The 13,876-nt window shown below is 44.8% G+C and carries 10 protein-coding genes; 7 read left to right on the top strand and 3 right to left on the bottom strand.

What is annotated here, in order from left to right:
* Positions 1-136: 136 nt before the first annotated feature.
* Entirely contained in the window at positions 137-1,027 is an 891-nt protein-coding gene (gene nadC / locus MSG35_RS15870; protein ID WP_017065901.1) for a carboxylating nicotinate-nucleotide diphosphorylase, read from the bottom strand.
* An 83-nt stretch (positions 1,028-1,110) separates the two neighbouring features.
* Between nadC and ampD the strand changes: the two genes are divergently transcribed.
* The 5 genes from ampD (at position 1,111) to lpdA (ending at position 9,276) form a co-directional block, all read left to right on the top strand.
* The gene (gene ampD / locus MSG35_RS15865) at positions 1,111-1,710 is read left to right on the top strand and encodes a 1,6-anhydro-N-acetylmuramyl-L-alanine amidase AmpD (RefSeq protein ID WP_248384514.1); all 600 of its coding nucleotides are present in this window, start codon (positions 1,111-1,113) and stop codon (positions 1,708-1,710) included.
* A gap of 483 nt (positions 1,711-2,193) precedes the next feature.
* Positions 2,194-2,955, top strand: coding sequence for a pyruvate dehydrogenase complex transcriptional repressor PdhR (gene pdhR / locus MSG35_RS15860; RefSeq protein WP_009847596.1), 762 nt, complete (start codon positions 2,194-2,196; stop codon positions 2,953-2,955).
* A 62-nt stretch (positions 2,956-3,017) separates the two neighbouring features.
* Positions 3,018-5,681: a pyruvate dehydrogenase (acetyl-transferring), homodimeric type gene (gene aceE, locus MSG35_RS15855; RefSeq protein ID WP_248384513.1), complete on the top strand. Its 2,664-nt coding sequence runs from the start codon at positions 3,018-3,020 to the stop codon at positions 5,679-5,681.
* Positions 5,682-5,707: 26 nt separating this feature from the next.
* On the top strand, positions 5,708-7,603 hold the full coding sequence (gene aceF, locus MSG35_RS15850; RefSeq protein WP_050645377.1) for a pyruvate dehydrogenase complex dihydrolipoyllysine-residue acetyltransferase: 1,896 nt from the start codon (positions 5,708-5,710) through the stop codon (positions 7,601-7,603).
* A 242-nt stretch (positions 7,604-7,845) separates the two neighbouring features.
* A complete protein-coding gene (gene lpdA / locus MSG35_RS15845; RefSeq protein ID WP_017059440.1) occupies positions 7,846-9,276 on the top strand; it encodes a dihydrolipoyl dehydrogenase in 1,431 nt (476 codons plus the stop codon).
* Positions 9,277-9,589: 313 nt separating this feature from the next.
* Here lpdA and MSG35_RS15840 read toward each other — a convergent pair whose 3' ends face one another.
* The gene (locus MSG35_RS15840; protein ID WP_019824386.1) at positions 9,590-10,195 is read right to left on the bottom strand and encodes a LuxR/HapR/OpaR family quorum-sensing transcriptional regulator; all 606 of its coding nucleotides are present in this window, start codon (positions 10,193-10,195) and stop codon (positions 9,590-9,592) included.
* 337 nt (positions 10,196-10,532) lie between these two features.
* On the opposite strand from MSG35_RS15840, the gene hpt reads away from it, so the two are divergent.
* Positions 10,533-11,063, top strand: a complete 531-nt coding sequence (gene hpt, locus MSG35_RS15835) for a hypoxanthine phosphoribosyltransferase (protein WP_017059438.1) — start codon at positions 10,533-10,535, stop codon at positions 11,061-11,063.
* A gap of 74 nt (positions 11,064-11,137) precedes the next feature.
* Here the strand turns inward: hpt and can are convergent, their stop codons facing one another.
* Positions 11,138-11,806 (bottom strand): carbonate dehydratase, encoded by a 669-nt coding sequence (gene can, locus MSG35_RS15830; RefSeq protein ID WP_017059437.1) that lies wholly within the window; start codon positions 11,804-11,806, stop codon positions 11,138-11,140.
* A 286-nt stretch (positions 11,807-12,092) separates the two neighbouring features.
* Here can and MSG35_RS15825 point away from each other — a divergent pair, with 286 nt between their 5' ends.
* The gene (locus MSG35_RS15825; RefSeq protein ID WP_170960822.1) at positions 12,093-13,724 is read left to right on the top strand and encodes a SulP family inorganic anion transporter; all 1,632 of its coding nucleotides are present in this window, start codon (positions 12,093-12,095) and stop codon (positions 13,722-13,724) included.
* The last annotated feature ends 152 nt before the right edge of the window (positions 13,725-13,876 follow it).

Below are 13,876 nucleotides of genomic sequence, written 5' to 3'. Positions count from 1 at the left end.
TTAGTGTGGTGTTTCATATAGCGCGCAAATTTATGCGATCAGCTTAAATAACTGCTTGAAATACTGATAATTCAGGCAATAAAAAAGGCACTCTTATAAACAGTGCCTTTGCAGAAATTATTTATTATTCAGTCAATTACGCTTTGAATCTCATTGATAGATCCATCGCTTTTAGGTGCTTAGTTAGCGCGCCTACCGAGATGTAATCAACGCCTGTTTCAGCGAACTCAGCAATTGTATCTAGCGTCACGTTGCCAGAGTTTTCTAGTGCTGCACGTCCTGCGTTGATTTTAACCGCTTCACGCATCATGTCTGTGGTGAAGTTGTCTAGCATGATGATGTCTGCGCCAGCGCTGATCGCTTGCTCTAGCTCTTCTAGGCTCTCTGTTTCTACTTCTACTGGTTTACCTGGGTTCAGCTCTTTTGCAGTAGAGATAGCCTTCTCAATGCCACCACAAGCGATGATGTGGTTTTCTTTGATTAGGTAAGCATCGAACACACCAATACGGTGGTTGAAACCGCCACCACAAGCCACCGCGTATTTCAGTGCACTGCGTAGGCCAGGGATGGTTTTACGCGTATCCAACAGGCGGCATTCAGTGTGTTTAATTTTGTCTGCGTAGATAGCCGTCGTAGTCGCACAACCAGATAGCGTTTGAATGAAGTTCATTGCATTGCGCTCACCCGTTAATAGCGCGCGAGCTGGGCCTGTTAGCGTGCAAAGCGTTTGGTTTGGTTCAACCTTGTCGCCATCTTCTACGTTCCACTCGATAGTTACTTCACCGCCCAGTTGCTTAAACACTTCATCAGCCCAAGCTTTGCCACAGAACACGCCATGTTCACGGGTAATAATGGTTGCACTGTTGATTGCGTCTGCAGGGATTAGACTTGCCGTAATATCAGCCGCTGGATCTAACGTACCACCTAGATCTTCTTTGATGGTCTCGGCTACTGCACGAGTGATCTCTAGAGGCAGTTGCTCTTTTAAGTAGTCAAGGCGTTGGTGGCTGTTATGTGTGTTTTTCATCGCAAATCTAATCTTGAAAGGGAGTGGGAATGGAATGATACTCTTGCTTAACTTCAAATTAAAGAGGCTAGCGCGACTGCTCTATGGGCAAGGTCACATCTTATTGTGCTAGCAGAAAAGAAAGTGAGACCAAGATGACGATCAGCTCCAACGGATGGTACGACAACGCTCGGCATGTTCCTTCTCCGTATTTTGATGCTCGACCTAGTGTGAACGATATCTCTCTGCTGGTGGTTCACAATATTAGTTTGCCTCCGGGTCAATTTGGTGGGCCTTACATCGAACAGTTTTTTACGGGTAAGCTAGACCCGTCGGAACATCCGTTTTTTAAGGTGATTCACCAAATGGGCGTATCAGCGCACTGTTTGATTCGTCGCGATGGGGAAGTGGTGCAGTTCGTTTCTTTCTTAGACCGAGCTTGGCATGCTGGCCAGTCGAGCTTTGCAGGGCGTGAAAGGTGTAATGACTATTCGATTGGTATTGAACTGGAGGGCAGTGACTTTGTAGCTTACACCAAGCAGCAGTATCAAGCGCTTACCCAACTAACAGAAACGATCGTATCGACGTTCCCTCAAATCACCAGCGAACGTATCACTGGCCATCAATACATAGCGCCTCTGCGTAAAACTGACCCTGGCTTGGTGTTCGATTGGAAAAAGTTTAAAAAAAATCTCAAAGTTTAAGCCTCCGTTTTTGATGATGGCCTTACCGCTGTTGGGCGTTGAATAGTCAACGCCTAGCATAATGACTTGTGAATTTTTGTTGTTGCGATGTAAAGAAAGTGGTGGAGAGAAGCGCATCAATAAATTGAGAGTGTGACGAACTTATCAAACACTCATTTATTAAAACTTATGAACAGAATTTCCACCCTAAATGTGCGCTTGGTTCGATTTTTAAACAAGTGACGCTAATCTTTCTGAAACAATTCATTTTTATCCTGAAACTTTCTAGCACGAACACTCCCCAAAAGTATTACCCCTGTAAATGGTAAGACCAATTTGGTTGCTGTTTTAAATTTCATTTGTTAAATCATGGTTAATTCACACTGTATTCTATGATGCAGGTCAATTTTAGGCTGGACAGTGGCGTTTTAATTATGTTAATTTCTGCCCAACTTAAAATTGGTATTACCAATTGTCAGCGAAGAAAAAGAAGAACAACAAACTATGGCTTATCAAAGGATTCGTCAGCCAAAACTCTCCGATGTTATCGAACAAGAGTTAGAAAGGTTGATAGTGGAAGGAACACTGGCTCCAGGGCAGCAGCTGCCGCCTGAGCGCGAACTGGCGAAACAGTTCGATGTGTCTCGTCCTTCAATCCGAGAAGCGATACAACGTTTAGAAGCAAAACGCTTGCTTACTCGCCGTCAAGGTGGAGGTACGTTTGTTAGCGAAAATATCTGGAAAAGCTTTTCAGATCCTTTGCTTAATTTGTTGTCGTCCCATTCTGAAACCCAACTAGACTTGTTGGAATCGCGTCATGCGATGGAAGGGATTTCGGCTTACTTCGCGGCATTGCGTGGCACTGATGAAGACTTTGCTCGAATTCAAGCATGCCAAGAAAAAATTCGCGGTGCGCAAGATAAAGGTGATATTGAAGCCGAATCTGCAGCGGTGATGGCTTTTCTTATTGCTTTAACAGAGGCAGCGCACAATGTGGTGTTATTGCACATTGTTCGTAGTTTGGCTCCGTTACTCGAACAAAATGTCTTAGAAAATTTAAAGCTGTTGCATCGTCGTAAAGACGTTGTGGAGAAAGTGAGTATACATCGAGCTAACATTGTGGATGCGATCGTTTCAGGACAGCCAGAACAGGCACGTGAAATGTCACACTCTCATTTAGCTTACATCGAAGAAACATTGATGGATTTGACCAAAGAAGAGTCGCGCCGCGAACGTTCTTTACGTCGAATTCAACAGGGTAAATAGCCGTAATACTTCGGCTATTTACGTGTTTAGTAGAATCCAACTAACAAAAAGGATAGATCGCCATGTCTGACATGAAGCATGACGTTGATGCTCTGGAAACTCAAGATTGGTTAGAAGCTCTTGAGTCAGTAGTACGTGAAGAAGGTGTAGAACGTGCACAGTTTTTACTAGAACAAGTTCTAGATAAAGCGCGTTTAGATGGTGTTGATATGGCTACAGGCATCAACACAAACTACATCAACACAATTCCAGCAGCACAAGAGCCAGCTTACCCTGGTGACGTAACTCTTGAGCGTCGTATTCGTTCGATTATTCGCTGGAACGCAATCATGATCGTATTGCGTGCTTCTAAGAAAGACCTAGACCTTGGTGGTCACATGGCTTCTTACCAGTCAGCAGCAGCGTTCTACGAAGTATGTTTCAACCACTTCTTCCGTGCTCCAAACGAGACTGACGGTGGCGATCTAGTTTATTACCAAGGTCACATCTCTCCAGGTATCTACTCTCGTGCATTCGTTGAAGGTCGTCTAACTGAAGAGCAGCTAGATAACTTCCGTCAAGAAGTTGATGGTAAAGGTATCCCTTCTTACCCGCACCCGAAACTGATGCCTGAGTTCTGGCAGTTCCCGACAGTATCTATGGGTCTAGGTCCGATCTCTGCTATCTACCAAGCGCGCTTCCTTAAGTACCTTGACGGCCGTGGCCTGAAAGAAACTTCAGCGCAACGCGTATACGCGTTCCTAGGTGACGGTGAGATGGATGAGCCAGAATCACGTGGTGCTATCTCTTTCGCTGCGCGTGAGAAGCTAGACAACCTATGTTTCCTAATCAACTGTAACCTACAGCGTCTAGACGGCCCTGTAATGGGTAACGGTAGCATCATCCAAGAACTTGAAGGCCTATTCAAAGGCGCAGGTTGGAACGTTGTTAAAGTTATCTGGGGTAGCAACTGGGATTCTCTACTAGCTAAAGACACTACTGGTAAGCTTCTTCAACTAATGAACGAAACTATCGATGGTGACTACCAAACATTCAAATCTAAAGATGGCGCATACGTACGTGAGCACTTCTTTGGTAAGTACCCAGAAACAGCTGCACTAGTTGCAGACATGACTGATGACGAAATCTTCGCTCTTAAGCGTGGTGGTCACGATTCTTCTAAACTGTTTGCTGCATTCAACAATGCAAAAGAGACAAACGGTAAGCCAACTGTAATCCTAGCTAAGACTGTTAAAGGTTACGGCATGGGTGATGCAGCTGAAGGTAAGAACATTGCACACGGTGTTAAGAAAATGGACATGACTCATGTTCAACACCTACGTGATCGCCTAGGCCTAGAAGACATCCTTTCAGATGAGAAGATCGCTGAACTTCCTTACCTGAAACTGGAAGAAGGTACGCCTGAGTACGAATACATGCACGCTCGTCGTAACGCTCTACACGGTTACACACCTGCACGTCTTCCTAAGTTTACTCAAGAGTTCAAGGTTCCTGAGCTAGACGCATTCGCACCTCTACTAGGTGAACAGAAGCGTGATATCTCAACAACTATGGCTTATGTACGTACGCTAAACATCCTTCTTAAAGATAAGAACATTGGTAAGAACATCGTTCCTATCATCTGTGATGAAGCTCGTACATTCGGTATGGAAGGTCTATTCCGTCAGGTTGGTATCTACAACCCACACGGTCAAGAATACACACCTGAAGATAAAGGCATCGTTTCTTACTACAAAGAAGCAACTTCTGGTCAAGTTCTTCAAGAAGGTATCAACGAACTAGGTTCTATGGCTTCATGGGTTGCTGCTGCAACTTCATACAGCACAAACGATCTACCGATGATCCCGTTCTACATCTACTACTCAATGTTCGGTTTCCAACGTATTGGTGACATGGCATGGCTAGCAGGCGACCAACAAGCTCGTGGCTTCCTACTAGGTGCTACTGCAGGTCGTACAACACTGAACGGTGAAGGTCTACAGCACGAAGATGGTCACTCGCACATCCAAGCGAACACTATCCCGAACTGTATCTCTTACGACCCAACGTTTGCTTACGAGCTAGCGGTAATCATGCAAGACGGTATCCGTCGCATGTACGGTCCTGAGCAAGAGAACGTTTACTACTACCTAACAGTAATGAACGAGAACTACGCAATGCCAGCAATGCCAGAAGGCGCTGAAGAAGGCATCCGTAAAGGTATCTACAAGCTTGAATCTCACGCTGGTGCTAAGGGCAAAGTTCAACTAATGAGCTCTGGTACTATCATGAACGAAGCGCGTAAAGCAGCTGAAATTCTAAGCGAAGAGTACGGCGTAGCATCTGACGTATTCTCTGTAACGTCGTTCAACGAACTAACTCGTGACGGCCAAGCGGTAGAGCGTGACAACATGCTTCACCCAGAAGCTGAAGAGAAAGTACCGTACATCACGACTATTCTTGGTAAAGAACCTGCAATCGCAGTGACTGACTACATGAAGAACTACGCTGAGCAAGTACGTGCGTACATGCCAACTGAGTCTTACAAAGTACTTGGTACAGATGGTTTCGGCCGTTCTGACAGCCGTGCAAACCTACGTCGTCACTTCGAAGTTAACGCTGGCTACATCGTAGTTGCAGCTCTAACTGAACTGGCTAAACGTGGTGACATCGAGAAATCTGTAGTTGTTGAAGCAATTGCTAAATTCGATATCGACACTGAAAAAACTAACCCGCAATACGCATAAGACTGGCATTAAGGTAGGTAAATACAATGACAATCGAAATTAATGTACCAGACATCGGTGCTGACGAGGTTGAAGTAACTGAGATTCTTGTAAACGTTGGCGACAAGGTTGAAGAAGAGCAGTCACTGATCACTGTTGAAGGCGACAAAGCTTCAATGGAAGTTCCTGCGTCTCAGGCGGGTATCGTTAAAGAAATCAAAGTAGCGGAAGGCGATTCTGTTTCTACTGGTTCTCTTATCATGATCTTCGAAGCGGAAGGTGCTGCAGCAGCACCGGCTGCTCCAGCAGTTGAAGCGGCGGCACCAGTTGCAGCTGCTCCTGCAGCGGCAGCTGAGCTTAAAGAAGTTCACGTTCCTGACATCGGCGGTGATGAAGTTGAAGTAACTGAAATCATGGTTGCTATCGGTGACGCAGTAGAAGAAGAGCAATCTCTTCTTACTGTTGAAGGTGACAAGGCTTCAATGGAAGTTCCTGCACCATTCGCTGGTATCGTTAAAGAAATCAAGATCGCTTCTGGTGATTCAGTATCGACTGGTTCTCTAGTAATGGTATTTGAAGTAGCGGGCTCTGGCGCTCCAGTTGCAGCAGCTCCTGCTCCAGCGGCGGCACCGGTTGCAGCGGCTCCAGCAGCATCAGCTGAAAAAGAAGTAAACGTTCCTGATATCGGTGGTGACGAAGTAGAAGTTACTGAAATCATGGTAGCGGTTGGCGATACAGTAGAAGAAGAGCAATCTCTAATTACTGTTGAAGGCGACAAAGCTTCAATGGAAGTTCCTGCACCATTCGCTGGTACAGTAAAAGAGATCAAGATTGCAGCTGGCGACAAAGTGTCAACTGGCTCTCTGATCATGACTTTCGTTGTTGAAGGCGCAGCGCCTGCTCCTGTTGCAGCACCTGCACAAGCAGCAGCTCCAGCGGCGGCACCTGCTCCTAAAGCAGAAGCACCTGCAGCGGCTCCAGCAGCAGCTGGCGACTTCCAAGAGAACGGTGACTACGCGCACGCTTCTCCAGTAGTTCGTCGTCTAGCTCGTGAATTTGGCGTTAACCTTTCTAAGGTTAAAGGTACTGGTCGTAAGAGCCGTATCCTTAAAGAAGACGTACAGTCTTACGTTAAAGATGCACTTAAGCGTCTTGAGTCTGGTGCAGCTGCATCTGGTAAAGGCGGCGACGGTTCTGCTCTTGGTCTACTACCATGGCCAAAAGTTGACTTCAGCAAGTTCGGCGAAACTGAAGTTCAGAAGCTTTCTAAAATCAAGAAGATCTCTGGCGCTAACCTACACCGTAACTGGGTAATGATCCCTCACGTTACACAGTGGGACAATGCAGACATCACTGAGCTAGAAGCATTCCGTAAAGAACAGAACGCAATCGAAGCGAAGAAAGACACTGGCATGAAGATCACTCCACTTGTGTTCATCATGAAAGCTGTTGCTAAAGCGCTAGAAGCATTCCCAGCGTTTAACTCTTCTCTTTCTGAAGATGGCGAAAGCATCATTCTTAAGAAGTACGTAAACGTGGGTATCGCTGTTGATACACCAAACGGTCTAGTTGTTCCTGTCTTCAAAGACGTGAACAAGAAAGGCATTTACGAGCTATCTGAAGAGCTAATGGCTGTTTCTAAGAAAGCACGTTCTGGTAAGCTAACAGCGGCAGACATGCAAGGCGGTTGTTTCACAATCTCTAGCCTTGGTGGTATTGGCGGTACTGCATTTACTCCAATCGTAAATGCTCCAGAAGTAGGTATCCTAGGTGTATCTAAGTCTGAAATTAAGCCAGTTTGGAATGGTAAAGAGTTCCAACCACGTCTACAGCTTCCACTGTCTCTATCATACGACCACCGTGTGATCGATGGTGCTGAAGGTGCACGCTTCATTACTTTCCTAAACAGCGCACTATCTGACATTCGTCGTCTAGTACTGTAATTGAGAAAGTAATTATTAAGGTGACTTTCGGGTCACCTTAATTCTTTATATAAAGACTATTTTTAGAGAACAGTTTCCTGCATTTCTCATAATCTGATAGGGAATTGTTGTCTAGCTCACAGGCTAACTTAAAGCTACTTTCACACTGTTAACATCTCTGTAAAATGTTTCCTGTTTGAAAGCCCAATAATTTTAAGAACATCTACTCAGCCTGTTAGGGATAATGACTACAAGAGGTCACAATGAGCAAAGAAATTAAAGCCCAAGTTGTTGTACTTGGTTCAGGTCCTGCTGGTTACTCAGCGGCATTCCGTTGTGCGGATTTAGGTCTAGAAACAGTACTAGTTGAACGTTACAGCACTCTTGGTGGTGTATGTCTAAACGTTGGTTGTATTCCATCAAAAGCACTTCTTCACGTTTCTAAAGTAATTGAAGAAGCTAAAGCGATGGCAGAGCACGGCGTTGTATTCGGCGAGCCACAAACGGACATCAACAAGATCCGTATCTGGAAAGAAAAAGTAGTTGATCAACTAACTGGCGGTCTTGGCGGTATGGCTAAGATGCGTAACGTTACTGTTGTTAACGGTTTCGGTAAGTTCACTGGTCCTAACAGCATTCTTGTTGAAGGTGAAGGCGAAGCAACAACTGTTAACTTCGACAACGCAATCATTGCTGCGGGTTCTCGCCCAATCAAACTTCCTTTCATCCCACATGAAGACCCACGTATTTGGGATTCTACGGATGCACTAGAACTAAACGAAGTACCTGAAAAACTGCTTATCATGGGCGGCGGTATCATCGGTCTTGAGATGGGTACGGTTTACCACTCTCTAGGTTCTAAAGTTGAAGTTGTTGAGATGTTCGATCAAGTTATCCCTGCTGCGGATAAAGACATCGTTAAAGTTTTCACTAAGCGCATTAAGAACAAGTTCAAGCTAATGCTTGAAACTAAAGTGACTGCTGTTGAAGCGAAAGAAGACGGTATCTACGTTTCAATGGAAGGCAAAAAAGCACCAGCTGAAGCTGAGCGCTACGATGCTGTTCTTGTTGCTATCGGTCGTGTTCCAAACGGTGCACTTATCGACGCTGAAAAAGCGGGTATCGAAGTTGATGAGCGTGGCTTCATCAATGTTGATAAGCAAATGCGTACTAACGTTCCTCACATCCACGCGATCGGTGACGTTGTTGGTCAACCAATGCTTGCTCATAAAGGTGTGCATGAAGGTCACGTAGCTGCTGAAGTTATCTCTGGTAAGAAGCACTACTTCGACCCTAAAGTAATCCCATCAATTGCGTACACTGAGCCAGAAGTTGCTTGGGTAGGTAAGACTGAGAAAGAAGCGAAAGCTGAAGGCATCAACTACGAAGTTGCTACTTTCCCTTGGGCAGCTTCTGGTCGTGCAATCGCTTCTGACTGTGCAGACGGCGTGACTAAGATGATCTTCGATAAAGATACTCATCGCGTAATCGGTGGTGCTGTTGTTGGTACTAACGGTGGTGAACTTCTTGGCGAAATCGGCCTAGCAATCGAAATGGGTTGTGATGCAGAAGATATCGCTCTTACTATCCATGCTCACCCAACTCTACATGAGTCTGTTGGTCTAGCTGCGGAAGTATTCGAAGGTTCAATCACTGACCTTCCAAACAAGAAAGCAGTGAAAAAGAAGAAGTAATTCTTCTTTAGTCACTCGCTAATGTTTTTAAAAGCCGCTGATTCGTCAGCGGCTTTTTTATGTCTGAAGAAAAGTTGGTCGTCATACTTGTAGAGATCCCCAACTCGCTCGTCCCTCGCTCTTGAGGATGACGAAGTGAGGTGTTGAAGTTTATGCTGTGGTGATTTTTTAGTGTGAAGGTGAGAACTTTAACTCTATATTCCCGTCATTCCCTAGACTGACGAAGGAGGGAATAGGGAATCTGATTAGGTGAGAGGAAATAAAAAAGGGCTAGCGTAAAAGCCAACCCTTTAGTTTTGTTCGAAGCCCCAATCTACTTATAAATGCACAGCATGTTCAAGTAGCTATCCGTTAAGCTTGAAAGCTCTTCTGGCGTTTCTACACGTTTCGCTTGGATGAATAGCGAGTAGCAAATGCCGTGGAATAGATTCGCTAGATGTTTAGGGTCGTGATCATCACAGACTTCGCCACGTTCAATCGCTTTGCTAAACATGTTTTGTACTAACATTTGGTTAGTACGGTTCGTTGTTACGAACAGCGGCCATACTTCATCACGAGTCGAAGCGCTCCATTCGAACCACACGTTTAACCAATGGCTATCTTGAGCCACTAACGTCACCATTTCAGTCGCAATATTATGTAGGTTTTGTTTTGCGTGAATATCCAGATCGATATTGTCTGAAAGGAAGTTAGAGAATTGGCGTACAACGTGATTTAGTACTTCATCAACCAGATCTTCACGGGTTGGGAAGTAGTTAAATACAGTTGCGACAGACACCTGAGCGATGTCTGCAATATCAGCGTGTCCACCACGACCGATACCGCGGCGAGAGAATACCTCAAGAGCGATTTCCATCAATTGAAGTTTTCTTTTTAAAGGTGAAAGCCTAGTTCTAGGTCTCTTAGATATTGAGTCCATTTTATTTTCCTTGCCAACGAAATTTTTATATTAATGATTTTATTATTATTTAAGCCAAGATGAGTGTAATGGTGCATATGCGAATGGTCAATCCTTTCAGCTTGTTTTATAGACAGTAACATCAAACTTGATACATAAAGCGTGATCAGCATTGATGTGAAAGGAGACGAGTATTGGATAAGGCACCAGCGCACATTTCGTGGAGAATCTGACAGTAAATTCGAACCATAAGGTGGTGTGGGTATTTGAGCAGTGCTAGACTTATGCACAAAATTGAGCGACACAACTGACGAAACTGTCAACATTCGTCGCAATCACCAAATAGAATGAGAGCAGTATGAAGCATACAGTTGAAGTCATGATCTCTGAGCAAGAAGTTCAGGATCGAGTGAACGAACTAGGCAAACAGATCACGGAACACTACAACGGTAGTGAAGATCTAGTTTTAGTTGGCTTATTGCGTGGATCTTTTGTCTTTATGGCAGATCTTGCTCGTGCTATCGATTTAACTCACCAAGTTGATTTCATGACCGCGTCTAGCTACGGCAACGGCATGGAAAGCTCACGTGATGTTCGTATTTTGAAAGACCTTGATGATGATATCCAAGGTAAAGACGTTCTACTTGTAGAAGATATTATCGATACAGGTAACACGCTGACTAAAGTAAAAGAGATTCTGAGCCTACGTGGTCCTAAGTCTATCGAAATTTGTACGTTACTAGACAAGCCTTCTCGCCGTGAAGTGACTGTAGATACAAAATGGATTGGTTTTGAAATCCCAGACGAGTTTGTTGTTGGTGTTGGTATCGACTACGCACAAAAATATCGTCACCTACCGTACATCGGTAAGGTAGTACCTCAAGAGTAATCATTACGCTTGTGGTTTAGAAGTCATTAAAAAGCCCGCATCAAGCGGGCTTTTTGTATATATGACGGAATGGGTTAGCTTTGTTGACTAAGAAGAGGCGTCGTTAAGATCTTATTCAATGCATCTAAGTGACTGTTCTCTAGGGTATCGTTACTTGAGCAACGTACGCCAAGGTCCTGCAGCTTGCCATCGCCAATACCATAAACCACACCGTGGATTTCAACGTCTTGGCCACGCTCCCACGCATTTTGCATAATGGTTGAATTGCCTAGGTTATAAACCTGTTCTGCGACGTTAATTTCGCACAACTTGTCACCCCATTGCTCACGAGGAAGCCCCTCGATTTGCTTACGGTATTTTAGGTAATTGTCACGGATGTGCAGTAACCAGTTGTTGATAAGACCAAGTTTAGGGTTATCAATCGCCGCGTTAACACCGCCACAGCCATAGTGACCGCAGACAATGATGTGTTTAACTTTGAGTACATCGACGGCGTACTGTACCACTGAGAGGCAGTTTAGGTCGGTATGAACCACTTGGTTTGCCACATTTCGGTGAACAAACAGTTCGCCAGAGTACAAACCAGTGAGACGCTCGGCCGGAACACGGCTATCTGAGCAGCCAATCCATAGAAAACCAGGGCTTTGACCCTCTTCAAGCGTTGTAAAATACTCAGGTCGTTGAGATCTAATTTCTTCTGACCATTTAGAGTTGTTTTCAAAAAGCTGTTTAATCTCTGGCATTTTGCGTCTTACATCCCTTAATTAAGAATCTCAACTATACACAATGTTACAAATTCAATCTCGTAAAAACTGTGTCAAATAGTACTCATCTGACGTGTACTCGTCGTTAAAATCATTAACTTAGCGTAGAAGCTATGATCCGGTTATAAGACATGAATAATGTGATTGAATTAACACTTTCTGAACACTTGATACATTTGTTAAAGTGATAAGGTTTGTCATTTCATCATCAGGAAGGTGTGTTTTGTTTGGAAGTCGTTTTACGGATATCAATCTCAAAGGGGATATGTTTGGTGGTGTTACTACAGCCATCATCTCATTGCCTTTAGCATTGGCATTTGGTGTTGCTTCTGGTGCGGGCGCGGAAGCTGGCCTCTGGGGCGCCATCATGGTTGGCCTATTTGCGGCATTGTTTGGTGGATCGAGCAGCCTGATCTCTGAACCGACCGGCCCGATGACGGTGATCATGACAGCCGTAATGACCAGCATGGTCGCGAAATATCCTGAAACTGGCATGGCAATGACCTTTACCGTGGTAATGATGGCAGGTGCATTTCAGATATTGCTTGGCACGTTAAAGCTCGGAAAGTACGTTACTTTGATGCCATATAGCGTGATCTCCGGATTTATGTCGGGTATCGGCGTTATTCTAATTATTTTGCAGCTGTCTCCTTTATTAGGACACGCCGCACCTTCTGGTGGGGTAATGGGTACGCTCTCTGCACTTCCAGACACATTGGCTAATCTTAAAATCAGCGAGCTGTTTTTAGGAGCATTGACGCTCGGTATTCTTTTCGGTTTTCCAGCCAAATATCGTAAGTATGTGCCTGCTCAACTGGTCGCTTTGGTTGCTGTGACTCTCTTGTCCGTCATTATTTTTGATACCGACTCTATTCGCCGTATTGGTGAAATTCCAGCTGGTTTACCTTCTCTCGTTATCCCTACGATCAGCGCTGAACAGTTCACGACCATGGTTATCGATGCCTTGGTGCTTGGTACATTAGGTTGTATTGATACGCTTTTGACCGCGGTTATCGGAGATTCACTGACTCGTAAAGAGCATGACTCAGACAAAGAGCTTCGTGGCCAAGGCATTGCTAATATGATCTCTGGCCTGTTTGGTGCGCTACCTGGCGCGGGCGCCACTATGGGTACCGTAACCAATATTCAGGTGGGAGCGCGTTCTCCGCTTTCGGGAGTTATTCGAGCTTTAGTGCTTGCGTTAGTGGTCTTGGTTGCGGGTGGCTTAACAGAACCGATTCCTATGGCAGTGCTGGCTGGTATCGCGATGTATGTTGGTTTCAATATCCTAGATTGGAGCTTTATCCAGCGCGCGCACAAAGTGAGCTATGCCGGCATGGGCGTGATGTACGGCGTGATGCTACTGACTGTGTTTGTCGACTTGATTATTGCTGTTGGACTGGGCGTGTTTATCTCGAATATTCTGATTATTGAAAGATTGAGCCGAGAGCAAGCCAGACAAGTTAAGGCGATCAGTGATGGTGATGATGAAGACGATATCCCATTGACTGATAGCGAACGTCAGTTACTCGATAGTGCCAATGGTAAGGTGTTGTTCTTCTATCTTTCAGGGCCGATGATATTCAGCGTTTCAAAGGCGATTTCACGTCAGCACTCAAGTATCTCTGACTATGAAGCGATGATTCTAGACCTGACAGATGTCCCTATGATTGATGTCACTGTTGGCCTTGCGCTAGAGAATGCGATTAAAGATGCATTGGATGCGCAGTGTGAGGTGTACCTACTGTGTCCTAATGAGAATACTCGTCAGCAGCTAGAGAAGTTCCACGTGATTGACCTAGTACCTGAATCCAACACTTATCGATTCAGATATGAAGCCCTGACGGCAGCAACAAGCTATGTCGACAGAGATGAGCATCAATTTGAGTCAGTTTAATTTTTTCAGTAATAAGCTGATATGAATTACCTGATATGAATAAGCCATAGACGCTCACTTCAAGAATGATCATTAATGCCGTTAAGTGAATCACTTAGCGGCATTTTTATATTTATTGAACGTTGATTTAGTCTTCAGGTAACCAAGATGCT

Source organism: Vibrio sp. 1CM23M, from assembly GCF_023161755.1.
Taxonomy (GTDB): Bacteria; Pseudomonadota; Gammaproteobacteria; order Enterobacterales; family Vibrionaceae; genus Vibrio; species Vibrio coralliirubri.
This window is presented reverse-complemented; position numbering and strand designations above follow the sequence as displayed.

Coding starts and splice junctions, on each gene's coding strand:
- nadC (WP_017065901.1), bottom strand. CDS start 1,027: ATGAAAAACACACATAACAGCCACCAACGCCTTGACTACTTAAAAGAG.
- ampD (WP_248384514.1), top strand. CDS start 1,111: ATGGGCAAGGTCACATCTTATTGTGCTAGCAGAAAAGAAAGTGAGACC.
- pdhR (WP_009847596.1), top strand. CDS start 2,194: ATGGCTTATCAAAGGATTCGTCAGCCAAAACTCTCCGATGTTATCGAA.
- aceE (WP_248384513.1), top strand. CDS start 3,018: ATGTCTGACATGAAGCATGACGTTGATGCTCTGGAAACTCAAGATTGG.
- aceF (WP_050645377.1), top strand. CDS start 5,708: ATGACAATCGAAATTAATGTACCAGACATCGGTGCTGACGAGGTTGAA.
- lpdA (WP_017059440.1), top strand. CDS start 7,846: ATGAGCAAAGAAATTAAAGCCCAAGTTGTTGTACTTGGTTCAGGTCCT.
- MSG35_RS15840 (WP_019824386.1), bottom strand. CDS start 10,195: ATGGACTCAATATCTAAGAGACCTAGAACTAGGCTTTCACCTTTAAAA.
- hpt (WP_017059438.1), top strand. CDS start 10,533: ATGAAGCATACAGTTGAAGTCATGATCTCTGAGCAAGAAGTTCAGGAT.
- can (WP_017059437.1), bottom strand. CDS start 11,806: ATGCCAGAGATTAAACAGCTTTTTGAAAACAACTCTAAATGGTCAGAA.
- MSG35_RS15825 (WP_170960822.1), top strand. CDS start 12,093: ATGTTTGGTGGTGTTACTACAGCCATCATCTCATTGCCTTTAGCATTG.